Raw genomic sequence first — 20,773 nt, 5'->3', positions numbered from 1 at the left:
AGGATCCGATCAATGTATGCCGCCATCCCCGTGCTCACCCTTCTCGGACTCGCCCTGGGCTACGCCCTGGGCATGGCCGGACGCTATCTGAAGGTGGAGGAGGATCCCATCACCGGGGAGATCGAGGCCCTGCTGCCGGGGACCAACTGCGGCCAGTGCGGCCTGCCCGGCTGCGTCGCCGCCGCCCAGGCCCTGGCCCGGGGAGAGGCCCCGGTGACCCTGTGCCCCCCCGGGGGACGGGAACTGGCGCGGCAGCTGGCGGAGAAACTGAACGTCCAGGCCGATCTCTCCGCCATGGAGGCGGACGCCGGGCCGGTCTTCGCCCATATCGACCCGGAGCGCTGCAACGGCTGCACCCGCTGTTTCAAGGTCTGCCCCACCGATGCCATCGTCGGCGCCAGCCGCCAGATGCATGCCGTCTTCCCCGAGGCCTGCAACGGCTGCGGCCAGTGCGTGGCGGTGTGCCCGTTGCAGGGCATCACCCTGAAGCCCCCGGCCCCCAGCCTGCAGGGCTGGCGCTGGCCCCTGCCCGAGACCCATTGAGGTGATGCCCATGTGGTCCTTTCCCCGCACCCTGAGCTTTCGCGGCGGCGTCCATCCGCAGCCGCGAAAGCAGACCACCCGGAACCTGGCCATCGAGCCCCTGCCCCTGCCCCGGCGGCTCTACCTGCCGGTGCAGCAGCACATCGGCGCCCCGGCGCGGCCGTTGGTGGCCGCCGGGGACCGGGTGCTCAAGGGCCAGGTGGTGGCCGCCGGAGACGGCGCCGTGTCCGCGGCGGTGCACGCCTCCACCTCCGGCCAGGTGCTGGCCATCGAACCCCATCCGGCCCCCCATCCCAGCGGCCTGCCGTTGCTGACCCTGGTGATCGCCCCGGACGGGGCCGACCGCTGGGTGGACCTGCCGGAACCGGACCATGCCCTGAGCCTCTCCCGGGAGGAGATCGCCCGGCGGGTGGCCGCCGCCGGGGTGGTGGGCATGGGCGGGGCCACCTTCCCGGCGGCGGTGAAGCTGAACCTGGGGACCCGGCATGCCATCGACACCCTGATCCTCAACGGTTCCGAGTGCGAGCCCTATCTCAGCTGCGACGACCGCCTCATGCGCGAGCACCCGGGGGAGATCATCGACGGGGCCCGCATCCTGCGCCAGGCCCTGGGGGCCGAGCGCACCCTCATCGTCGTGGAGGACAACAAGCCCGAAGCCCTGGCGGCCCTGCGGGAGCGCCTCTACGTGGCCGACGCCATCCAGGCGGTGGCGGTGCCCACCCGCTATCCCATGGGGTCGGAACGGCACATCATCCGGGCGGTCACGGGGCGGGAGATCCCCGCTGGCCAGCTCGGGGCCGATGTGGGGGTAATGGTGCACAACGTGGCCACCGCCCGGGCCGTGCACCGGGCCGTGCGCCATCACCAGCCGCTGGTGTCGCGCATCGTCACCGTGGGCGGCGGCGCCGTCGCCCGGCCCGCCAACCTGGAGGTGCCCCTGGGGGCCCGGGTGCAGGACCTGCTGGACCACTGCGGCGGCGCCTCCATGGCCCCGGCACGCCTGCTCATGGGCGGACCCATGATGGGGCAGGTGATCCCCCACGCCCGGGTGCCCGTGGTCAAGGGCAGCAACGGCGTCATCGCCCTCACCGCGGCGGAGACCCGCAGCGCCGATCCCGGCCCCTGCATCCGCTGCGGCCGCTGTGTGGCCGCCTGCCCCAGCGGCCTCACCCCCCTGGAGATGGCGTCCCGCATCCGCGCGGGGGACCTGGACGGGGCGGCGGAACGGGGACTGGCCGACTGCGTGGCCTGCGGCGCCTGTGCCTACGTCTGCCCGGCCCATCTGCCCCTGGTGCAGTACTTTCAGCACGCCCGGGGGGCGCTGGCGGATCGGCGCGAGCAGGGCCAGCACCAGGAACGCATCCGCCGCCTGGCCCAGCGCCGCCGGGAGCGCCAGGAGGCGGAGGCCCGGGCCAAGGCCGAGGCGGCGGCGCAGCGCAAGGCGGAGCGGGCCGCCCGGCGTCAGCGCAAGACCGCCGGCAAAGAGCACGAGACGGAGGCCTGACCCATGACCACCCCAACCCCCGTCAGCGGCCCCCACACCCATGCCCCCGGTGGCATCGCCACGGACATGACCTGGGTGGCCCTGGCCCTGTTGCCGGCCACGGCCTTCGGCATCTACCTGTTCGGCTGGCCGGCCCTGAACCTGCTGCTGGTGACCGTGACCTCGGCCCTGGCCTTCGAGGCCGTGTGCCTTAAGCTGGCCCGGCGGCCCCTGCGCCCCGCCCTCAGCGACGGCTCGGCCCTGGTCACCGGTCTGCTGCTGGCCCTGACCCTGCCCCCCTGGTCCCCCTGGTGGATCGGGGTGCTGGGGGCGGGCTTTGCCCTGGTGGTGGGCAAGCATGTCTTCGGCGGCCTGGGGCAGAACCTGTTCAATCCGGCCATGCTGGCGCGGGTGGCGCTGCTCATCTCCTTCCCTCTGGAGATGACCACCTGGGTGATCCCCCAGCCCCTGTTCACCCCCGGGGCCCCCGGATTCCTGGAGGGAGTGGCCATCACCTTCGCCGGCGCCCCGGTGCCCGATGCCCTCACCGGGGCCACGGTGCTGGGCCAGGCCCAGACCGGGCTCAGCCAGGACCTGGGGCTGTCCCGGAGCCTGGAAGGGGTCTATGACCCCCTGCACCAGGCCCTGGGCTGGATCCCCGCCAGCCTGGGGGAGGGTTCCGCCCTGCTCCTGCTGGCGGGTGGCATGGTGCTCCTGGCCCGCCGGATCATCCCCTGGGAGATCCCCCTGGCCCTCCTGGGGACCCTGGCCCTGCTGGCCACGGCCTTCATGCTGGTGGACCCCGAGTGCCACGCCGGCCCGGGCCTGCACCTGAGCTCCGGCGGGGTGCTGCTGGCGGCCTTCTTCATCGCCACCGACCCGGTCACCTCCCCCGCCACCCGGGCGGGGCGGCTGCTGTTCGGGGCCGGCTGCGGCCTTTTGGTGTTCGTCATCCGCACCTGGGGCGGTTATCCCGAGGGGATCGCCTTCGCCATCCTGCTGATGAACGCCATGACCCCCCTCATCGACCATTACCTGCGCCCCCGGACCTTCGGCCGCACCCGCCGCGGCCGGCCTCTGGAGCCCACGCAAACGGCGCCCGACGGCGCCGGGAGACGCCCATGACCACCCTGCTCCAACCCGGCTATCGCCGGCGCGTGGGCTATCACGCCACCCTCCTTGGGGGCATCGCCCTGCTGGCCAGCGCCGTGCTGGTGATCGCCGACCTGCAGACCCGGGGGCCCATCGCCCGCCAGGAGGCGGCGGAACTGCAGCGCATCCTGGAACAGGTGCTGCCCCCCGCCATGCATGACAATCGCCCCGGAGAGGACCGGCTCACCCTGAAGAGCGACGAGGGTACGACCCTCGTCTACCGCGCCCGCCAGGGCGGACGCATCACCGGTGTGGCCTTCCGGGTCACGGGGCGGGGCTACGCCGGCCCCATCCGCCTCCTCCTGGGGGTGGATCCCCAGGGCCGGGTCCTGGGGGTACGGGTGCTGGAACACCGGGAGACCCCCGGCCTGGGGGACCGCATCGAGGTGGAGCGGGATCCCTGGATCACCCGCTTCGACGGCCGCAGCCTGGGGGACCCGCCGCCGGCCCAGTGGGCGGTGGAGAAGGATGGGGGGATCTTCGACCAGTTCACCGGGGCCACCATCACCCCCCGCGCCGTGGTGCAGGCCGTGCGCGACGGCCTGCGCTGGTTCGACGCCCATCGTGACCGCCTGCTGCAGCCGGACAGGTCCCCCCGTCCCCCGGAGACGAAACCGCCCGCCTCGCCCGTACGGCATCCGGGCGGAGGCAGCGGCCAGGCCGGACCCGTCTGGCAGGCCCGCGCTGCGGCCATCCATCCCCCATCGGCCCGGGAGACCCGCGCATGACCTTCGCCATCCGCCCCCTGCTGCAGGACTATCGCCAACTGTTCCGGGACGGCCTCTGGGACAACAACGTGGTCACGGGTCAGCTGCTGGCCCTGTGCCCGCTCCTGGCCGTCACCGGCACCGCCACCAACGGCCTGGGTCTGGGACTGGCCACCACCTTCGTCCTGGTGGCCTCGGGGCTGCTGGTCTCCCTTTTCCGGGGGATCATCACCCCGGAGGTGCGCATCCCCGTCTTCATCCTGCTCATCGCCAGCCTGGTCACCCTGGTGGATCTGGTGATGAACGCCTACCTCTACGCGATGCACCAGGCCCTGGGCCTGTTCATCCCGTTGATCGTCACCAACTGCGCCATCCTCGGCCGCGCCGAGGCCTTTGCCTCGCGCCAGCCGGTGCACCGGGCGGTGGCGGACGGACTGGCCATGGGCCTGGGCTTCACCCTCATCCTGGTGGTGCTGGGGGCCGTGCGGGAGATCCCCGGCCAGGGCACCCTCTTCGCCGACGCCCGCCTGCTGCTGGGGGAGGGCTTCGCCTGGATGGAACTGACCCTCATCCCCGACTACCGGGGCCTGCTGCTCATGATCCTGCCCCCCGGGGCCTTCCTGGCCCTGGGGTTCATCCTGGCGGGAAAACGGGTGCTGGATGCCCGCCGGTCGGCCCGCACGGCCCCCCAGGGGGCGACAGCGGCCACCCCCTGAGCCGGATCAACCCGACGTTTCCCATGCACACAACCGCATCCATTCCGGGAGGGCGCATGCACATCGAGATCGCCTACAGCGGCCCCCAGGGGCAGGCCTGGATCCCGGTGGAGGTGCCGGAAGGCACCACCGCCGGCGAGGCCATCCACCGTTCCGGTCTGCCGGGGCGTTTCCCGGAGATCGACCTGGATATCCAGAAGATCGGCATCTTCGGACGCTTCTGCCAGCCCGACCAGCCTGTGCAGGAAGGCGACCGGGTGGAGATCTACCACCCGGCCCGGGCGGTGGATGAGGACGAAGACGACGAGGAGGACGACGACTGAAGCCGGTCTGGAACCGTTCCGCCCTGGGCACCGGAGGGGCACGTCATGTCTTCCCGGGCCCGGGCATGGGCCGGCAACCCACCTTCCGGTATGCTGGGATCAAGAACCCTCCATGGCCAATGCATCGACAGGAGGAACGGACCCCATGCAGATCGTCGTTGTCGGCGCCTCGGGCGGCATCGGGGCCGCCTTCGTCCGGGCCCTGGCACAGCGGGACACCACCACCCGCATCCTCGCCACCCATCACCGCCACCCGCCCTCCTGGGATCATCCCAAGGTGCACTGGCATGCCCTGGACGCCAGCGACGAGAAGGCCGTGGCGGCCCTGGCGGAAGAGACCGGGGACATCGACTGGGTGATCAACGCCGCCGGCTTCCTGCATGATGCCCAACATGGGCCGGAGAAGACCATCCGCCAGGCGGATGCGGCGTTCTTCATGAAGAACATGGAGCGCAACGCCCTCCCCACCCTGCTGCTGGCCCGATACCTGACGCCCCGCATGCGCCACGGCCGGCCGGCGGTGTTCGCCGCCGTCTCGGCGCGGCTGGGGAGCATCGGCGAGAACCACATCGGCGGCTGGTACAGCTACCGCGCCTCCAAGGCCGCCCTCAACATGGTGCTCAGGACCCTCTCCATCGAACTGCGCCGCACCCATCCCCAACTGACAGTGGCGGCCCTGCATCCGGGCACCACCGACACCCCCCTGTCCCAACCCTTCCAGGGGCGGGTGCCCGAGGGGGCCCTGTTCACGCCCCACTACAGCGTGGCCTGCATGCTGAATGTCCTGGAGGGGCTCAACCCGAAGCAGTCGGGAGAGTTCTGGTCCTTCGACGGCGAGGCCCTGCCGTGGTGAGGCAGGAAACAAAAAAGCCGAACCCCTGAGGATTCGGCTTTAACTTCTTGATTTTATTGGAGGCTGGGACGGGAATCGAACCCATGTACACGGCTTTGCAGGCCGCTGCATCACCACTCTGCCACCCAGCCTTGGGAAAGGATTGTCCGGCGGCTTCACCGCTCAAACAAAAAACCCCGGCGACGCCGAGGTTTCAAAGAAACTGGAGCGGGAAACGAGACTCGAACTCGCGACCCCAACCTTGGCAAGGTTGTGCTCTACCAACTGAGCTATTCCCGCTTTGACCAAAGATATGGTACGTTGATTTCAGTTTTGTTGTCAACCCTGTGAAGCTTTGGGTGACGACAGAACGCCCGTGGCGTCCCCGTCAGGACGGCGCGTATTCTATACCGATACGCGCGGCCTTGTGAACCCCCTGTCGGCGAACGCACAACCATTGGTTTCCATGCATGGCTCAAGGAGGTTCGCATGAAACTTCGCACGATGATTCCCGCCACCGTCGCCGCCCTGCCCCTGGCCCTGTTGCTGGGCTGTTCGGACCCGGATCAGGGTCCCGCCGAGGAGGCGGGGGAGCAGGTGGACCAGGCCGTGGAACAGACCCGGGAGCAGCTGCAGGAGGCCGGTGAGGCCGCCGGCGAGATGATGGAAGAGGCCCGGGAAAAAGCCAGCGACATGATCGATGAACCCGGCCCCGCGGAACAGGCGGGCGAATCCGTGGACGAGGCGGCGGAAGCCGCCGAACAGGAGATGGAGGAAACCGCCGAGCAGGCCCGGGAGGCCATGGAGGGCAACTAAGCGGTCGGCCTGTCCGGATCCGCCGGGCAGGCCCTCCCCCATCGTTCACCGGGCCCCGGTCCCGTTCTTACCTGTCTCCTGCTTTTACGAACCTGCCCCATGGACCTGATCGACCAACTGGTGGAAAGCTGCGTGCGCGAGGCCGAGCGCGACGGAGTCTTCGATGACCTGCCGGGACAGGGGCGTCCCCTGGAGCTGGAGGACGACACCATGGTGCCGGAGGCACTGCGGGCCGCCTACCGGCTGCTGCGCAACAGCGGCTTCGTGCCCGAGGAGGTGAGCCTGCGCCGGGAGATCCGCGAGGCGGAGGATCTGTTGCGGGCCTGCGAGGATGAGACCCTGCGGCGGCAGCAGGCCCATCGCCTGCGCCTGCTGCTGGACCGGCTCGGGCGGCAGCGCGGCGTGACCCCGGCCCTGGCGGCGGACTACCTGGACCGGATCCGCCAGCGGATGGACGGACCCGAGAAATGAGATCGCCGCAGGTGACGGCATGGTTTACAATGTGATCCAGCTCTCATGAGCCCGCCCCCCCAGTCCAGCCACTCCGGGAGCATGCCTTGGTCGAAATCACCCGGCCCCTGAACCTCGATGATCGGCAGGAAGCCCTGGTGGACATGCACAGCTTCCTGAATGTGCTCAACGTGCTCGCCTCGGAGATGGACCTGATGGACTACGCCCTGGGCGGTTCGCCGCCTCTGCGGAAGGTCCTCTCCCTGGTGCATGACATGGCCCGGGGGCTGGGGGATCGCGAACAGGTACACGTTTGGCTCGCCGATCCCGGGAATATCCGCGGGCAGATCCTGCGGGGGGTGGAGGCGGCCGCGATGGATGCCCCCCCCACGCTGGAACTGCAGGAATCCCTGGAGAACATCCAATCCATCCTGGAGGTCTTCGAGGTGCGCGCCCGGGAGCTGGCGGCGCGCAACAGCCAGGCCCTGGCCTGGACCTGGTTCCGCCTGGAGGAACTGGAGATGCGTTTCACCTCCCTGTTCCAGGCCATCGAGCGCAACAGCAAGGGGCGCTTTCGCATCATCCGCAACATCGCCGATCAGGAGCCCCGGGACTACCTGGTGAAGCTGGACCTGAGCAGTGTGGACGGCGATCGCATCCGCATACCCGCCGTGTTCCAGGACGTGATCCGCGACCTGCTCGCCAATGCCCGCAAGTACACCCCGCCCGGCGGACGCATCCTGGCCGGCCTCAAGGACTCGGGCGAGGAGGTCCGCTTCGTGGTGGAGGACTCGGGCATGGGGATCCCCGAACACCAGATCCAGGATGTGGTGGAATTCGGCTTCCGGGCGGACAACGTGCGCGACCGGCGCACCCAGGGGGGCGGCTTCGGCCTCACCAAGGCCTACTGGGTGACGCGCAAGTGTGGCGGGCGCATGTGGATCGACTCGGCCGAGGGACTGGGCACCCGCATCCGCATCCACCTGCCGCGTCCGAAAGTGGCCTGAACCGCCTGCACCGGTGCGCGGCGGATCCCCGCCCTTTAGGCCGGGGAAGCCACCCCTTCAGCGGTTCACGTCCACCACGGTGCGGCCCCGCACCTGCCCGTCCAGGATCCGCCCCGCCAGGGGGATCACCTCCGCCAGACCCACCTCCGTGGTCACCGCCTCCAGTTTGTCCGGGTCCAGTTCCGCCGCCAGACGGTGCCAGGCCGCCTCCCGGCGCTCCAGGGGGGCCTGTACGCTGTCCACCCCCAAAAGGCGCACCCCCCGCAGGATGAAGGGGGCCACGGTGGTGGGCAGATCCATGCCCTGGGCCAGACCGCAGGCGGCCACGCTGCCGCCATAACGGGTGGTGGCCAGGACATGGGCCAGGGTGTGGCTGCCCACACTGTCCACCGCTCCGGCCCAGCGGGCCTTGCCCAGGGGTTTCACGGGGGCTTCGGCCAGGGCGGCGCGGTCCATCACCTCGGCCGCCCCCAGGGCCTTGAGAGAGTCCGCCTCCGCCATGCGCCCGGTGGAGGCCACCACGGTGTACCCCCGGCCCGCCAGCAATGCCACCGCCAGGCTGCCCACGCCGCCGCTGGCACCGGTCACCAGGACCTCCCCCTGGGCCGGGTCCAGGCCCTGCTCCTCCAGGGCCATGACACAGAGCATGGCGGTGTACCCGGCGGTGCCGATGGCCATGGCCTGGCGCGGGGTGAAGGCCTCCGGCAGGGGCACCAGCCAGTCCCCCCGCAGGCGCGCCTTCTGGGCCAGTCCGCCGGGATGGTCCTCGCCCACGCCCCAGCCGTTGAGGATCACCCGATCCCCCGGATGCCAGCGGGGATGATCACTGGCCTCCACCGTCCCCGCCAGGTCCACCCCCGGCACCATGGGATAGCGGCGCACCACGGGGGCGCGTCCGGTGATGGCCAGCCCGTCCTTGTAGTTCAGGGTGGAGTAGTCCACGCGCACGGTGACATCCCCCGGGGGCAGGCCGGTCTCCTCCAGTTCCTGCACCCGGGCCTGCACGCCCGCGTCCGTCTTGTCGAGTACGATGGCTCGGTACATGCTGGTCTCCCGGGTCTCGGGTGGTCTCAGGGGCGCGGATCCCCGCCGGCGCAGGGGGCCGCCGCCGGATGGTCTTCCCGCAGCCGCGTCTCCAGGCGGGTCAGCACCCGGCCCAGGGCACGGGAGAGGCCCGCGGCCAGGGTGCGGGGACGGTCATCCTCCAGGGGGACCCGGGCCGCGAATGCCAGTGGCCGCACCGCGCTCCCCCGGGCGCAGGGGCGCAGGTCGCCGACAAAGACCTGCAGCCCCGCCACGGCCTCGGGCCGCGCCGGATCGGAGAAATCACCATACAGGTCCGTGACCACCAGATCCAGGCGGAAATCCGCCTGGCGCATGAGGCTGCGCGGCAGCAGGGCGGCGAACACCCCAGCCCGGCGCAACCAGTCCCCGGTGGCGGTGTCCACCTGGTCGCGCACCGGTGCAAACCATTCATGGTGGAAATCGGCCCGGTATCGCCCTTCCCCCAGGCGCTGCACCAGGCCCCGGCCGGAGAAGGCCGGGGCCACCCGCACGCCGGCGATCACCGCCTGGCCCGTGCCCGGCCCCTGCTCGGCCCCGGCCGGGCGATGGGGCTCCAGGAGATAGCTGGACTTCACCGGGGCGTCCCGCTGGGGGGCCACGGAGCAGCCCGCCAGCAGCAACGCCAGGGCAAGGCCCAACAACAGGGTGGCGGGGTTCCAGGGGTGATTCATCGTGCAGGCTCCCGGGGATCGGGTTCACGGCTCCAGATCATACCGGGGTGGCGCCGCAGGTCCTCGCTGAAGGCCCGCAGTTCGTCGGTGATGCGCCGCAGGTTGTCCAGGGTCGCGGCCACGTCCTCTCCCTGGGCGGCCATGAGGGCGTCGGTGCGACCCAGGGTGCGTTCCAGGGTCTCCAGGAGGGAGGCCAGGTCCTCCACGGCACCCTGCAGCTGCGGATCCTCGCTGAAGCGGCGCAGGTTGTGGGCGGCCACCCCCAGGTCCTCGGGGATGCGGGCCAGTTCCGGGGAATCGGCCAGGGACTGCACCCGGATCAGCAGCTGATCCAGGCGGCCCAGGGTGTCCCCCAGCTGGCGCCCCAGATCCTGTTCGTCCAGTTCCTCGGCCATGGTATTGAGGTGGACCAGGAGCTGGTCGAAATGGGTGAGGATGGACTCCACGTCCAGACGGTTCACCCGGCGCATGATGTTGTCGGCGTATTGCAGGAACTGGGTCATGGTGCTGGGGGCCGAGGGCACGTAGATGTGCTCCGGTTCCCATGAGACCCGGATGGGCTTCGCCCCCTTGGCATCCAGGTAGTCCAGTTCCAGGAAGTTCATCCCCGTCACCCCCTGGGCCGTCATGCGCACCCGCAGACCCCGCTCCACGAAGCGCTCCAGCCCCTCCCCAGCGGGCAGCTCCGGGGTGCTGAGCAGGTCCGGCCGCAGCCAGGCCCGCACCATGACGTAGTGGTCCCGTTCGGCCACCGGCCGGTCCTGCTGGTAGTGGGCATAGGTGAAGGTGATCTCGCTCACCTCGCCGATGGTCACCCCCCGCAGCTTCACGGGGGAGCCCACCTCCAGACCCTGGACCGACTCGTCGAAGTAGGTCTCCATGATCATCTTGGGCTGGAACAGGGCGCCGATGCCCAGCACCAGCAGCAGGGCCACCCCGGCGCTCACGGTGGCGACGATGAACAGTCCCAGGCGGAAATATCCGGCGCGTGTGCTCAAGCGGCCTCCGTGGCTTCGCGGTTGAAGAAGCGGCGCACCCAGGGGTGCTCGGCGTGGTCCCGCAGTTGCGCAGGCGCCCCCCGGGCGATGATACCGCGGGTCTCCCGGTCCAGCATGATCACCCGGTCGGCGATGGTGAAGATGCTGGGCAGTTCATGGGTCACCACCACGAAGGTCATCCCCAGGATGTCCTTCAGACGCAGGATCAGCCGGTCCAGATCCGCCGAGGTGACGGGGTCGAGCCCCGCGGAGGGCTCATCCAGAAAGAGGATCCCCGGGTCCAGGGCCATGGCCCGGGCGATGGCGGCGCGCTTTTGCATGCCGCCGGAGATCTCGGCGGGCATGTGGTGCTCGAACCCGGCCAGGCCCACCAGCTGCAGCTTGAGGCGCGCCACCAGATCCATGGCCTCCCGGGACAGGCGGGTGTAGGCCTCCAGGGGCAGACGCACGTTCTCCAGCAGGGTCATGGAGCCGAACAGGGCGCCGGACTGGTACATCACGCCAAAGCGCCGCAGGATGCGCCGGCGCGCCGCCCCCTCGCTGCCGGTGAGGACCTCGCCCCCGATGCGCACCTCCCCGGCCAGGGGCTCATACAGCCCGATCATGTGCTTGAGCAGGGTGCTCTTGCCGCTGCCGGAACCGCCAAGGAGGACGAACACCTCGCCGGCGTGGACATCGAAGTTCAGCCCCTCCAGCAGCGGCCGGCCGCCGAATCCCAGGGTCAGGTCCTGCACCTGGATCACCGGGCCGGTATGGGATGGGTCCGCAGGCATTCAGATCCCCAGGTGGAAATAGATCACGGCGAAGACCCCGTCCACGGCGACGATGAGCACGATGGCGCTCACCACCGCCCGGGTGGTGGCCTCCCCCACGGCGGCGGCACCGGTGCGGGTCTGCAGGCCCCGCAGGCAGCCCACCCCGGCCACCAGCAGCCCGAAGACGGTGGCCTTCACCAGCCCCCCCGCCAGGTCGGTGAGGCTCACCGACTGGGACACCTGGTTCACGAAGGTGACCAGGGGGATATCGAAGGTGAGCAGCACCATCGCCGCCCCCGCCAGCCCCACCAGGTTGGCGAACAGGGTGAGCAGGGGGGTGACCAGCAGCGCCGCCAGGATGCGGGTCACCACCAGAAAGCGCAGCGGGTCCAGGCCCATGGTGGTGAGGGCGTCCAGTTCCTCGTTCACCTTCATGGTACCGATCTCGGCGGCGAAGGCCGAGGCGGAGCGGCCCGCCAGCAGGATGGCGGTCATCAGGGGGCCCAGCTCCCGCAGCAGGGAGAGGGCCACCAGATTGGCCACGAAGATCTCCGCGCCAAACTGTTTCATGGCCACCGCCGACTGGAAGGCCAGGATCACCCCCAGAAGCAGGGCGATGAGGCCGACGATGGGCAGGGCGTCGGCGCCGGCGCGACGGGCGATGAGGACGGCATCCCCCCAGCGCACCTGCCGCGGGTGCAGCAGGGCGTGCACCAGGGCCGCCGTGGCCTCACCGATGAAGGTCACCTGGGCGTGCAGGCCCTGCCCCAGGCCCTGGATGGCCTCCCCCAGGCGCCGCCTCACCCCCTGGCGCGGGGCCCGGGGTGGAGGCGGCGCGGCCAGGGCGGCTGCATCGAAGGGGTCCAGCAGGCGCTGCACCTTGTCGGGGACGTTCACCAGGGTCACGGGGGGCGTGCGCGGGCGGCGCAGCAGATCCAGGATCAGGGCCACGCCGGCCCCATCGCAGTAGGTGACCTCCCCGGCATCCAGCTGCACCGGAGTCTCCCGGTGGGTCTCCAGCACCTTCAGGGCCCGGGGCCAGAGATCGGCCACGGTATAGGCGTCCAGGCGCCCCCCCAGCCGCAGGATGCAGCCCCCCTCCCCGGCGGCCGCCGTTTCCAGATGCCCGCCCTGCCGATCCAATGCCATCGCTCCTTTTGCGGCCACTGCCTGCCCAAGCCCACACGGGCGTTGAAGCCGATCCCCTAGCTTGCCAGACTAGGATGAAGTTCAACAGCCGGGGCGGAACCACCCGTGAACACCGCCAGCAGCCCTCCCCCGTCCGCCGCCGCCCTCATCGACGGCATCCTGGATCAGCTCAATGCCGTGGTCTTCGGCAAGGAGGGGGCCGTGCGCCTGGCCCTCACCTGCCTGCTGGCCCGGGGGCACCTGCTGGTGGAGGACCTGCCGGGGGTGGGCAAGACCACCCTGGCCCATGCCCTGGCCCGCACCCTGGGGCTGCGCTTCCAGCGCATCCAGTTCACCAGCGACCTGCTGCCGGCGGACATCCTGGGGCTGTCCATGTACAACGCCGGTGCCCAGTGCTTCGAGTTCCATCCCGGCCCCATCTTCTCCCAGGTGATCCTCGCGGACGAGATCAACCGCGCCACGCCCAAGTCCCAGAGCGCCCTGCTGGAGGCCATGGAGGAGCAGCAGGTGACGGTGGAGGGGACCACGCGCCCGTTGCCGGACCCCTTCTTCGTCATCGCCACCCAGAACCCCCAGGAGCAGATCGGCACCTTCCCCCTGCCGGAGTCGCAACTGGACCGCTTCCTCATGCGCATCCATCTGGGGTACCCGGACCACGCCGCCGAACGGGCCCTGCTCCAGGGCCGGGACCGGCGGGAGCTGCTGGAGGACCTCTCCCCCCGCATCACGGAGACCCAGCTGGGGGACCTGCAGCGGGATGTCCTGCGCGTGCATGTCTCCGAGGCCCTGCTGGACTATCTGCAGGCCCTGATCGCCCACACCCGGGCGCCGGGGCGCTACCAGACGGGCTTTTCCCCCCGGGCCGGCCTGGCCCTGATGCGGGCCGCCCAGGCCCGGGCCCTGGTGGACCATCGCGACCACGTCCGGCCCGGGGACGTGCAGGCGGTGCTGCCCGCGGTGGGCGGCCACCGCCTGCGTCCGGTGGAGGCCCCCACCCTGCCCGCGGCGGAGGTGATCCAGGCCCTCGTCGAGGCGGTGCCGGTGCCCTGAGATGCCCGCCGTGACCCGACCGGGCCGCATCCCCACCGCCCTGCGGGAGCGGGCCATTGCCTGGATCACCCGGCGCCAGCCCACCGGCGCACGCCAGGTCACCCTGGACCGGCGCTGCATCTACATCCTGCCCACCCGCTATGGCTATACCTTCGCCGGGGTGCTGGTGGTGATGCTGCTGGGGGCCATCAACTACAGCAACAGCCTGGCCTTCCTGCTCACCTTCCTGCTGGCGGCCCTGGGGTCCAACGCCATGTGGCATACCCACCGCAACCTCCTGGGGCTGCGCATCACCCGTCTGCCGGCCGAACCGGTCTTCGCCGGGGAGACGGCCCACCTGGCCTACAGCGTGGCCAATCCCGGCCGTGTCCCCCGGCGCGGGCTGACCCTGGAGGCCCCAGGGCACCCGGGGCGCGCCTTCGCCGTCCCCGAGCACGGGGACACCCGGGTGGCCCTGGAGATCCCCACCCGCCGCCGCGGCGTCCTGCATCCGGGCCGGCTGCGTCTGCACACCCGCTATCCCCTGGGCCTGTTCCGGGCCTGGTCCTGGCTCCATCTGGAGGGGGACGTGCTGGTCTATCCCCGTCCGCTGCCGGTGGAGGAGACCGCCGGCGGCGGGGGGGAGGACCGCCACGAGGCCCGCGCCAGCCGCCAGCCCGGCGGCGAGTTCACGGGGCTGCGGGGCTTCGTCCCGGGGGATTCCCCCCGGCGGGTGGACTGGAAGGCCCTGGCCCGCACGGGGAGCCTGTACGTGAAGGAATTCCACGAGCCCCGCGGCGGGCGGCTCTGGCTGGACTGGGATGACCTGCCGGCGGGGGATCCGGAGACCCGCCTGTCCATGCTCTGTCACCGGGTACTGCAGGCCCACGGGGCCGACCTGGAATTCGGCCTGCGCCTGCCCGGCATCGAGGTGGCCCCGGCCCGGGGCCCGGCCCACCGGCGCCAGTGTCTGGAACACCTGGCCCGCTTCGCCCCGACCGGGAGGGAGGGGGCATGAGCGCGCCGTTCCCGGAGGATCGCCTGCCCCCCCACGCCCTGCCCGCCCTGGCGGCGGCCCTGTTCATCGCCCTGGCCCCCCACGGGTGGCATCAGCCCCCCTGGGTGCTCTCCCTGGCGGCATTGGCCCTGGGCTGGCGGCTGCTGGTGCAGACCGGACGCGCCCCGGCCCCCGGACGCTGGCTTCTGGGGGGGCTCACCCTGGCGGCCACGGGGCTGGTGCTGGCCCGCTACGGCACCCTGGCGGGACGCGACCCCGGGGTGGCCCTGCTGGTGCTCATGACGGGGTTGAAGTTCCTGGAGACGCGGCGCTTCCGGGATGCCATGCTCGTGGTCTTCCTGGGCTACTTCGTGGTCATCACCAACTTCTTCTACTCCCAGGAGATCCCCCTGGCCCTGTATATGGTGCTGGCGGTGTTCGCCACCACCGCCGCCCTGGTGCGGCTCAATGCCGGCGACGGCGGCCAGCCCTGGGGGGAATCCCTGCGCCTGGCGGGGCTCCTGCTGGCCCAGGCTCTGCCGCTGATGGTGATCCTCTTCTTCCTGTTCCCGCGCATCCCGGGCCCCCTGTGGAGCATGCCCGAAGAGGATCAGGCCGCCACCACGGGGCTGTCGGATCACATGCGCCCGGGATCCGTGAGCCGTCTGCTGCAATCCGAGGCCCCGGCCTTCCGGGTCACCTTTGCGGGGGAGATGCCCGGGGCCGCCCAGCGCTACTGGCGCGGACCGGTGTTCTGGGCCTACGACGGGCGCACCTGGCGGGCCGGGGCGGTGCCCCCGGCACTGCCGGCGAACCCGCCCCAGGCGGACACCCTGGAACACACCGTAAGCCTGGAACCCCATGGCCAGCGCTGGCTGCTGGCCATGGATGTACCGGTCTCCGCCCCCCGGGACGCGCGTCTCACTGACGATGGCTACCTGGTCTCCCGGGAGCGGGTACGGCAGGTGACCCGTTACAGCGTGCGCTCCCACCCGGGCGCCGCCCTGGAGCCCCTGCTCTCCGGGGCACGGCGCAGGGCGGCCCTGGACCTGCCCGGGGACGCCGCCCCCCGCGCCCGGACCCTGGCCCGGGCCTGGCGACAGGTCCACGGCGACGACGATGCCGCCGTGGTGCAGGCGGCCCTGGGGCATTTCCGTCAGGCCCCCTTCATCTACACCCTGTCCCCGCCCCCCCTGCCCCGGGATGCGGTGGACCAGTTCCTGTTCGAGACCCGGGCGGGGTTCTGCGAGCACTATGCCGGGGCCTTCACGGTGCTCATGCGCGCCGCCGGCATCCCGGCGCGGGTGGTCACCGGCTATCAGGGTGGAACCTTCAACCAGACGGGGGATTACCTGCTGGTGCGCCAGTCGGATGCCCATGCCTGGACGGAGGTGTGGCTGCGGGGCCGGGGCTGGACGCGGGTGGACCCCACCGGGGCCGTGGCACCGGAGCGCATCGAGTCGGGGGTGGGGGCGGCCTTTTCCGGGGATGCCACGGTGCCGGCCTTCCTGCGCCGGGGGGGCGACTGGTTCGGCGACCTGCGTCTGCAGCTGGGCCTGTGGCGGGACAGTCTCAATTACTACTGGAATGGCTGGGTACTGGCCTTTGGCCCCGAGCGCCAGCGGGAACTGCTGGCGCGCCTGGGCCTGGACGGGGCCGACTGGCGCGCCCTGGTGGGCCTGATGACCGTGGCCACCGGTCTCGTGCTGACCCTGTTCGCCGGCCTCTTCCTATGGCGCAACCGCCTTCCGGTGAAGGATCCCCTGGGGCGCCTGCAGGCCCGCTTCGACCGGCGCCTGGCCCGGCTGGGCCTGCCCCGCCCCCCCCACGAGCCCCTGCCGGACTTTGCCCGGCGGGTGGGCCGGGAGCGCCCGGATCTGGCCGGACCGGTGACCGGCTTTGCCGAGGAGTACACCCGCCTGCGTTACGGGCCCCGGCCCGATCCCGCCCGCTTCGCCCGCCTGCGCGGGCATCTGCGGGGGGTACCGGGCCGTGGCAGGGTCCTGTACCGCCGGATCCTGCATGCTCAATGGCGATGAATCCGTCGCTCCCGCTGGCGGAATCTTTCTTCCGGTCGTCGCCCCTGGCCTGCAGGCCAGTCCGCATCCCCCAGGAGCCGGTACTCAGGCGGCGTTGCGACCCAGGGGATAGCCCGGGGCGGGACGGGCCGACCGCCGCTGGCGGTCCTCGTTGCGGGCAGCTGCCTGCACCTCGGGACGACCGGCGAACTGGTCCAGGGTCATGCCATCCAGGAAGGCATACAACTGCTGGCTCAGATCCTGCCACAGCTCGTGGGTGAGGCAGCGCGCACCGTGCTGGCAGTCCTCCCGGCCTTCGCAACGGGTCATCTGCACGCTGTCGTCCACCGCCTGGATGATGCGCGCCACGCTGATCCGATCCGCGGGGCGGGACAGGCGGTAACCACCGCCGGGTCCACGCACCCCTTCCACCAGCCCATCCCGGCGCAGCTTGGCGAAGAGCTGTTCCAGGTAGGACAGGGAGATCCCCTGGGACTGGGAGATGTCCGCCAGGGTCACGGGACCGGTCTCTTCATGGATGGCCAGGTCCAGCATGGCCGTGACGGCATATCGGCTCTTGGTCGAGAGTTTCATGGTATCCCTCCTGGGGTGTTCGGCTCGCATCCCGGCCCGTTCACCGGGCGGGTTTAGACTCGTTTTACAATTCCCTATCCGTTTAGTCAAGTATGCGGGCGCAAAATGCCGCAGGGATCCTTGGGGTTCCTGATGGGGGGCTGGTGGCGGGGCTGCCCCGGGGAGGCTCCCCTCCAGGGAAGGCGGATCCCTAGTCGAAGCGGTGTCCCTGGCGCAGGCAGTAGCCCAGCCACTTGTACAGGAAGCGGTTGAAGCGCCAGCGCATCTGCAGGGTCTTCCAGTCGGGATGATCCACCAAGCTCAGTTCCTCACCGCTGCGGCTGTGGCGGCCCAGGACCTCCGCCTGGCGGGCGTCGTGGTACATGCGCACCCGCAGGTTGGGGCTGCGCCGGGCCGGGCGTTCGCCGTCGGCCTCGAAGCGGTAGGTGAGACACAGGGTGGTGGTATAGGGGCAGCATTCCAGCACCTGGAGATGCAGGTCCATGGCCCCCGGGATGTGGGAGATGCGGGGGGCCTGGATGGACCGGGGATCGGGGCACAGCTGCCGCAGGCGGATGTAGTTCGCCTCGTACAGATCCATCAGCGCCGCGAAACTGCTGGGCAGCGGGTCCAGATAGGCGGGTGTGTGGGCTTCGACCAGCATGGCGGGATGGTAGCACAGGGACAGGCCCGGCCGTCTTTGCTAAGTTAGGCGGGAGTCCGCGATCCTGCGCCCCCTGCCCGTGGCGGCAGGCCGCGCCCCGTCCATCCGATCCACAGGGACTGCCTCGAATATGAAGATCCATCGCGTCCAGACCACCCCCTTCACCGACCAGAAACCCGGCACCTCCGGCCTGCGCAAGAAGGTGTCGGTGATGCGCACGCCCCATTATCTGGAGAACTTCGTGCAGGCGGTATTCGACGCCCGCCCGGATCTGCGGGGCGGCACCCTGGTGCTTGGGGGCGACGGGCGCTTTTACAACCGCGAGGCCATCCAGATCATCCTGCGCATGGCGGTGGCCAACGGCGTCTCCCGGGTGCTGCTGGGACGCGGCGGGATCCTGTCCACACCGGCCGCCTCCTGCCTGATCCGCAAGTACCGCACCCAGGGGGGGATCATCCTCTCCGCCAGCCACAATCCCGGCGGCCCCGACGAGGACTTCGGCATCAAATTCAACACCCCCAACGGCGGGCCCGCGCCGGAGCGGGTGACCGAGGCCATCCATGCCCGGGCCTGCGAACTGGAGCACTACCGCATCGCCGAGATGCCCGAGGTGGACATCGACCGCCTGGGCAGGATCCAGGTGGGCCCCATGAGCGTCTCGGTGCTGGATCCGGTGGATGACTATGCCGGGCTCATGCAGTCCCTGTTCGATTTCGATCGCATGCGCACCCTGTTCACGGAAGGGCGCTTCTCCATGCGCTTCGATGCCATGCACGCCGTCACCGGGCCCTACGCCCGGCGCATCCTGGAGGAGATGCTGGGGGCCCCTGAGGGCACGGTGGTGCGGGCCGATCCCCTGCCGGATTTCGGCGGCGGGCATCCGGACCCCAATCTGGTCCACGCCCAGGACCTGGTGCAGGCCATGGCGGCCCCGGACGGGCCCGACTTCGGCGCCGCCTCCGACGGCGACGGGGACCGCAACATGATCCTGGGCCGGAACTTCTTCGTCACCCCCAGCGACAGCCTGGCGGTGCTGGCCGCCAACGCCCACCGGGTGCCGGGCTATGCCCGGGGCATCGCCGGCATCGCCCGTTCCATGCCCACCAGCCGGGCCGCGGACCGGGTGGCCCGGGCGCTGGGGGTGGAGGCCTTCGAGACCCCCACGGGCTGGAAGTTCTTCGGCAACCTGCTGGACGCCGGGCGCGTCACCCTCTGCGGGGAGGAGAGCTTCGGCACCGGCTCGGACCATGTGCGCGAGAAGGATGGGCTCTGGGCCGTGCTCTTCTGGCTCGACCTGCTGGCGGCACGACGGGAGTCGGTGGAGGCCATCGTGCGCGATCACTGGCGCCGCTTTGGCCGGGATTTCTACACCCGGCACGACTACGAGGGCCTGGAGAGCGACGGGGCCCGGGCCCTGATGGACGGCCTGCGCCGGCGCCTGGACACCCTGCCGGGGCAGCGCCTGGGGGATTTCACGGTCACCCAGGCCGACGATTTCGCCTACACCGATCCGGTGGACGGCAGCGAGGCCCGGGGCCAGGGCATCCGGCTGCTGTTCGGCGACACGGCCCGGCTGGTCTTCCGTCTTTCCGGCACGGGCACCTCCGGCGCCACCCTGCGGGTCTATGCCGAGCGCTTCGAGCCCGACCCCGCAAGACACGGCGATACGGCCCAGACAGCCCTGGAGCCGCTGCTGGCGGTGGCCCGGGAGGTGGCCGACATCCCGGGCCACACCGGCCGGGACGCCCCGGATGTGATCACCTGAAGGCCCCGGCGGGCGCGGCGGGCAATCCGGCAAAACCTTATAATGAAAAGTAAAATCAAGGCCTTGCCTTGCAGGTTAAGGACAGACCTGATATCTATAATGCCGCTTGATGCACCGCGACAGGCCACCCCGGTGCCACCGGGGTCCGGCGCGCCCAGGTCCGACCCGACACACCCCATGGTCCCCCGGCAACCGCCCCGGGACCCCGTTGACGTTCACCCGCCCCGGGCGGGATACCCAAGCGGAGCACACGATCCATGCCCAAGCACCCACGGCCGCTTTCACCGCATCTGCAGGTCTACCGCCCACAGCTCACCTCCGTCCTGTCGGTGTTTCACCGCGGTACCGGCGGGGCCCTGAGCGTGGCCAGCGTGATCCTGATCTACTGGCTCTGGGCCCTGGCCGCAGGGCCGGAGGCCTACGCCACGGCCCAGGGCCTGCTGCACAGCTGGTTCGGGGTGCTGGTGGTGGTGGGCATCAGCGGATCCATCTTTTATCACCTGTGCACCGGCGTGCGTCACCTGATCTGGGACACGGCCCGGGGCCTGGACATCCGCGCGGTCTACCGCAGCGGCGGCATGGCGCTGTTCATCGCCCTGCTGCTCACCCTGGCCTTCTGGTTCGTGGCGCTGTGGAGCGTCGGTCTGATTCAATCGCTTTGGAAGGGGGTGCTGTCATGAGCAGTCTTCGTTCGCCGCTGGGCCGGGCCCTGGGACAGGGCTCCACCGGGGAGGGAGCCCATCACTGGTGGCTCATGCGCCTGAGCTCCGTGGCCATGGTGCCGCTGATGCTGTGGCTCATGTTCAGCCTGGCCGCTCTGGCCGGGGCGGATCACGCCACGGTAACCGCCTGGCTGGCCTTCCCGCTGAACACGACCCTGATGATCCTGGCCGTGGCCACCCTCTTCTTCCACGCCAACATGGGCCTGCAGGTGATCATCGAGGACTACGTGCACCACGCCGGGCTGAAGTTCACGACGCTCATCGCCGTGAAATTCGCCCTGATCCTGCTGGCGGTGACCGGGATCGTCGCCATTCTGCGCATTGCTTTCGGGAGCTGA

General features: G+C 70.6%; 23 protein-coding genes and 2 tRNA genes. 16 read left to right on the top strand and 9 right to left on the bottom strand.

Annotated features, from left to right (window positions below):
• The first annotated feature begins 12 nt into the window (after positions 1-12).
• From CKO33_RS00190 to CKO33_RS00160, 7 genes are all read left to right on the top strand, one after another.
• On the top strand, positions 13-543 hold the full coding sequence (locus CKO33_RS00190; RefSeq protein WP_200178079.1) for an RnfABCDGE type electron transport complex subunit B: 531 nt from the start codon (positions 13-15) through the stop codon (positions 541-543).
• A gap of 10 nt (positions 544-553) precedes the next feature.
• A complete protein-coding gene (rsxC, locus tag CKO33_RS00185; protein WP_200178075.1) occupies positions 554-2,047 on the top strand; it encodes an electron transport complex subunit RsxC in 1,494 nt (497 codons plus the stop codon).
• 3 nt (positions 2,048-2,050) lie between these two features.
• Positions 2,051-3,151: an RnfABCDGE type electron transport complex subunit D gene (locus tag CKO33_RS00180; protein WP_200178074.1), complete on the top strand. Its 1,101-nt coding sequence runs from the start codon at positions 2,051-2,053 to the stop codon at positions 3,149-3,151.
• Positions 3,148-3,906, top strand: coding sequence for an electron transport complex subunit RsxG (rsxG, locus tag CKO33_RS00175; RefSeq protein ID WP_200178073.1), 759 nt, complete (start codon positions 3,148-3,150; stop codon positions 3,904-3,906). The genes CKO33_RS00180 and rsxG overlap by 4 nt, the downstream gene beginning before the upstream one ends.
• Positions 3,903-4,601, top strand: coding sequence for an electron transport complex subunit E (locus CKO33_RS00170; protein ID WP_200178071.1), 699 nt, complete (start codon positions 3,903-3,905; stop codon positions 4,599-4,601). Before rsxG ends, CKO33_RS00170 begins: the two co-directional genes overlap by 4 nt.
• 56 nt (positions 4,602-4,657) lie before the next feature.
• A complete protein-coding gene (locus tag CKO33_RS00165) occupies positions 4,658-4,924 on the top strand; it encodes an RnfH family protein (protein WP_200178070.1) in 267 nt (88 codons plus the stop codon).
• A 145-nt stretch (positions 4,925-5,069) separates the two neighbouring features.
• Positions 5,070-5,777, top strand: coding sequence for an SDR family NAD(P)-dependent oxidoreductase (locus tag CKO33_RS00160; RefSeq protein ID WP_200178068.1), 708 nt, complete (start codon positions 5,070-5,072; stop codon positions 5,775-5,777).
• 57 nt (positions 5,778-5,834) lie between these two features.
• Here the strand turns inward: CKO33_RS00160 and CKO33_RS00155 are convergent.
• Positions 5,835-5,908: transfer RNA gene (locus tag CKO33_RS00155), tRNA-Cys, on the bottom strand.
• Positions 5,909-5,980: 72 nt separating this feature from the next.
• Positions 5,981-6,056: transfer RNA gene (locus tag CKO33_RS00150), tRNA-Gly, on the bottom strand.
• Between the two features lie 189 nt (positions 6,057-6,245).
• On the opposite strand from CKO33_RS00150, the gene CKO33_RS00145 reads away from it, so the two are divergent.
• The 3 genes from CKO33_RS00145 to CKO33_RS13775 all read left to right on the top strand — a co-directional run bounded on the left by CKO33_RS00145 (position 6,246) and on the right by CKO33_RS13775 (position 8,029).
• Positions 6,246-6,572 (top strand): hypothetical protein, encoded by a 327-nt coding sequence (locus CKO33_RS00145; RefSeq protein ID WP_200178065.1) that lies wholly within the window; start codon positions 6,246-6,248, stop codon positions 6,570-6,572.
• 99 nt (positions 6,573-6,671) lie between these two features.
• A complete protein-coding gene (locus CKO33_RS00140; protein WP_200178064.1) occupies positions 6,672-7,043 on the top strand; it encodes a DnaJ family domain-containing protein in 372 nt (123 codons plus the stop codon).
• 86 nt (positions 7,044-7,129) lie between these two features.
• Positions 7,130-8,029 carry an ATP-binding protein gene (locus CKO33_RS13775; RefSeq protein WP_200178062.1) on the top strand — a complete coding sequence of 300 codons (900 nt, stop codon included), beginning with the start codon at positions 7,130-7,132 and terminating at the stop codon, positions 8,027-8,029.
• Between the two features lie 57 nt (positions 8,030-8,086).
• Here the strand turns inward: CKO33_RS13775 and acuI are convergent, their stop codons facing one another.
• The 5 genes from acuI to CKO33_RS00110 are packed head-to-tail and all read right to left on the bottom strand — an operon-like array spanning position 8,087 to position 12,667.
• A complete protein-coding gene (acuI, locus tag CKO33_RS00130; protein WP_200178060.1) occupies positions 8,087-9,073 on the bottom strand; it encodes an acrylyl-CoA reductase (NADPH) in 987 nt (328 codons plus the stop codon).
• Between the two features lie 26 nt (positions 9,074-9,099).
• Positions 9,100-9,765, bottom strand: coding sequence for a PqiC family protein (locus CKO33_RS00125; RefSeq protein WP_200178058.1), 666 nt, complete (start codon positions 9,763-9,765; stop codon positions 9,100-9,102).
• Positions 9,762-10,763 carry an MlaD family protein gene (locus CKO33_RS00120; protein WP_200178054.1) on the bottom strand — a complete coding sequence of 334 codons (1,002 nt, stop codon included), beginning with the start codon at positions 10,761-10,763 and terminating at the stop codon, positions 9,762-9,764. The genes CKO33_RS00125 and CKO33_RS00120 overlap by 4 nt, the downstream gene beginning before the upstream one ends.
• Entirely contained in the window at positions 10,760-11,536 is a 777-nt protein-coding gene (locus tag CKO33_RS00115) for an ABC transporter ATP-binding protein (protein WP_200178048.1), read from the bottom strand. The genes CKO33_RS00120 and CKO33_RS00115 overlap by 4 nt, the downstream gene beginning before the upstream one ends.
• The gene (locus tag CKO33_RS00110) at positions 11,537-12,667 is read right to left on the bottom strand and encodes an ABC transporter permease (RefSeq protein WP_200178044.1); all 1,131 of its coding nucleotides are present in this window, start codon (positions 12,665-12,667) and stop codon (positions 11,537-11,539) included.
• Positions 12,668-12,772: 105 nt separating this feature from the next.
• Between CKO33_RS00110 and CKO33_RS00105 the strand changes: the two genes are divergently transcribed.
• The 3 genes from CKO33_RS00105 to CKO33_RS00095 are packed head-to-tail and all read left to right on the top strand — an operon-like array spanning position 12,773 to position 16,732.
• Entirely contained in the window at positions 12,773-13,717 is a 945-nt protein-coding gene (locus CKO33_RS00105; protein ID WP_338081708.1) for an AAA family ATPase, read from the top strand.
• Between the two features lies 1 nt (position 13,718).
• On the top strand, positions 13,719-14,714 hold the full coding sequence (locus CKO33_RS00100; protein WP_200178043.1) for a DUF58 domain-containing protein: 996 nt from the start codon (positions 13,719-13,721) through the stop codon (positions 14,712-14,714).
• Entirely contained in the window at positions 14,711-16,732 is a 2,022-nt protein-coding gene (locus CKO33_RS00095; RefSeq protein WP_200178041.1) for a transglutaminase TgpA family protein, read from the top strand. Before CKO33_RS00100 ends, CKO33_RS00095 begins: the two co-directional genes overlap by 4 nt.
• A gap of 84 nt (positions 16,733-16,816) precedes the next feature.
• Here CKO33_RS00095 and CKO33_RS00090 read toward each other — a convergent pair whose 3' ends face one another.
• The gene (locus tag CKO33_RS00090) at positions 16,817-17,305 is read right to left on the bottom strand and encodes a Fe-S cluster assembly transcription factor (RefSeq protein WP_200178040.1); all 489 of its coding nucleotides are present in this window, start codon (positions 17,303-17,305) and stop codon (positions 16,817-16,819) included.
• Between the two features lie 190 nt (positions 17,306-17,495).
• The gene (locus CKO33_RS00085) at positions 17,496-17,948 is read right to left on the bottom strand and encodes a DUF1249 domain-containing protein (RefSeq protein WP_200178038.1); all 453 of its coding nucleotides are present in this window, start codon (positions 17,946-17,948) and stop codon (positions 17,496-17,498) included.
• A 130-nt stretch (positions 17,949-18,078) separates the two neighbouring features.
• Between CKO33_RS00085 and CKO33_RS00080 the strand changes: the two genes are divergently transcribed.
• The 3 genes from CKO33_RS00080 (at position 18,079) to sdhD (ending at position 20,773) form a co-directional block, all read left to right on the top strand.
• Positions 18,079-19,713 (top strand): alpha-D-glucose phosphate-specific phosphoglucomutase, encoded by a 1,635-nt coding sequence (locus CKO33_RS00080; protein ID WP_200178036.1) that lies wholly within the window; start codon positions 18,079-18,081, stop codon positions 19,711-19,713.
• Positions 19,714-19,970: 257 nt separating this feature from the next.
• Positions 19,971-20,393 carry a succinate dehydrogenase, cytochrome b556 subunit gene (gene sdhC, locus CKO33_RS00075; RefSeq protein WP_200178035.1) on the top strand — a complete coding sequence of 141 codons (423 nt, stop codon included), beginning with the start codon at positions 19,971-19,973 and terminating at the stop codon, positions 20,391-20,393.
• Entirely contained in the window at positions 20,390-20,773 is a 384-nt protein-coding gene (sdhD, locus tag CKO33_RS00070) for a succinate dehydrogenase, hydrophobic membrane anchor protein (RefSeq protein ID WP_200178034.1), read from the top strand. Before sdhC ends, sdhD begins: the two co-directional genes overlap by 4 nt.

Source organism: Ectothiorhodospira mobilis (assembly GCF_016584115.1).
In the GTDB taxonomy this organism is placed as follows: Bacteria; Pseudomonadota; Gammaproteobacteria; order Ectothiorhodospirales; family Ectothiorhodospiraceae; genus Ectothiorhodospira; species Ectothiorhodospira mobilis.
Note: the sequence above shows the minus strand (reverse complement) of the source record. Positions and strands in the feature narration are given on the sequence as shown.

Bases quoted from the DNA above. Each gene is read 5' to 3' on its own strand.
- CKO33_RS00190 (WP_200178079.1), top strand. From the start codon at position 13: ATGTATGCCGCCATCCCCGTGCTCACCCTTCTCGGACTCGCCCTGGGC.
- rsxC (WP_200178075.1), top strand. From the start codon at position 554: ATGTGGTCCTTTCCCCGCACCCTGAGCTTTCGCGGCGGCGTCCATCCG.
- CKO33_RS00180 (WP_200178074.1), top strand. From the start codon at position 2,051: ATGACCACCCCAACCCCCGTCAGCGGCCCCCACACCCATGCCCCCGGT.
- rsxG (WP_200178073.1), top strand. From the start codon at position 3,148: ATGACCACCCTGCTCCAACCCGGCTATCGCCGGCGCGTGGGCTATCAC.
- CKO33_RS00170 (WP_200178071.1), top strand. From the start codon at position 3,903: ATGACCTTCGCCATCCGCCCCCTGCTGCAGGACTATCGCCAACTGTTC.
- CKO33_RS00165 (WP_200178070.1), top strand. From the start codon at position 4,658: ATGCACATCGAGATCGCCTACAGCGGCCCCCAGGGGCAGGCCTGGATC.
- CKO33_RS00160 (WP_200178068.1), top strand. From the start codon at position 5,070: ATGCAGATCGTCGTTGTCGGCGCCTCGGGCGGCATCGGGGCCGCCTTC.
- CKO33_RS00145 (WP_200178065.1), top strand. From the start codon at position 6,246: ATGAAACTTCGCACGATGATTCCCGCCACCGTCGCCGCCCTGCCCCTG.
- CKO33_RS00140 (WP_200178064.1), top strand. From the start codon at position 6,672: ATGGACCTGATCGACCAACTGGTGGAAAGCTGCGTGCGCGAGGCCGAG.
- acuI (WP_200178060.1), bottom strand. From the start codon at position 9,073: ATGTACCGAGCCATCGTACTCGACAAGACGGACGCGGGCGTGCAGGCC.
- CKO33_RS00125 (WP_200178058.1), bottom strand. From the start codon at position 9,765: ATGAATCACCCCTGGAACCCCGCCACCCTGTTGTTGGGCCTTGCCCTG.
- CKO33_RS00115 (WP_200178048.1), bottom strand. From the start codon at position 11,536: ATGCCTGCGGACCCATCCCATACCGGCCCGGTGATCCAGGTGCAGGAC.
- CKO33_RS00110 (WP_200178044.1), bottom strand. From the start codon at position 12,667: ATGGCATTGGATCGGCAGGGCGGGCATCTGGAAACGGCGGCCGCCGGG.
- CKO33_RS00100 (WP_200178043.1), top strand. From the start codon at position 13,719: ATGCCCGCCGTGACCCGACCGGGCCGCATCCCCACCGCCCTGCGGGAG.
- CKO33_RS00095 (WP_200178041.1), top strand. From the start codon at position 14,711: ATGAGCGCGCCGTTCCCGGAGGATCGCCTGCCCCCCCACGCCCTGCCC.
- CKO33_RS00090 (WP_200178040.1), bottom strand. From the start codon at position 17,305: ATGAAACTCTCGACCAAGAGCCGATATGCCGTCACGGCCATGCTGGAC.
- CKO33_RS00085 (WP_200178038.1), bottom strand. From the start codon at position 17,948: ATGCTGGTCGAAGCCCACACACCCGCCTATCTGGACCCGCTGCCCAGC.
- CKO33_RS00080 (WP_200178036.1), top strand. From the start codon at position 18,079: ATGAAGATCCATCGCGTCCAGACCACCCCCTTCACCGACCAGAAACCC.
- sdhC (WP_200178035.1), top strand. From the start codon at position 19,971: ATGCCCAAGCACCCACGGCCGCTTTCACCGCATCTGCAGGTCTACCGC.
- sdhD (WP_200178034.1), top strand. From the start codon at position 20,390: ATGAGCAGTCTTCGTTCGCCGCTGGGCCGGGCCCTGGGACAGGGCTCC.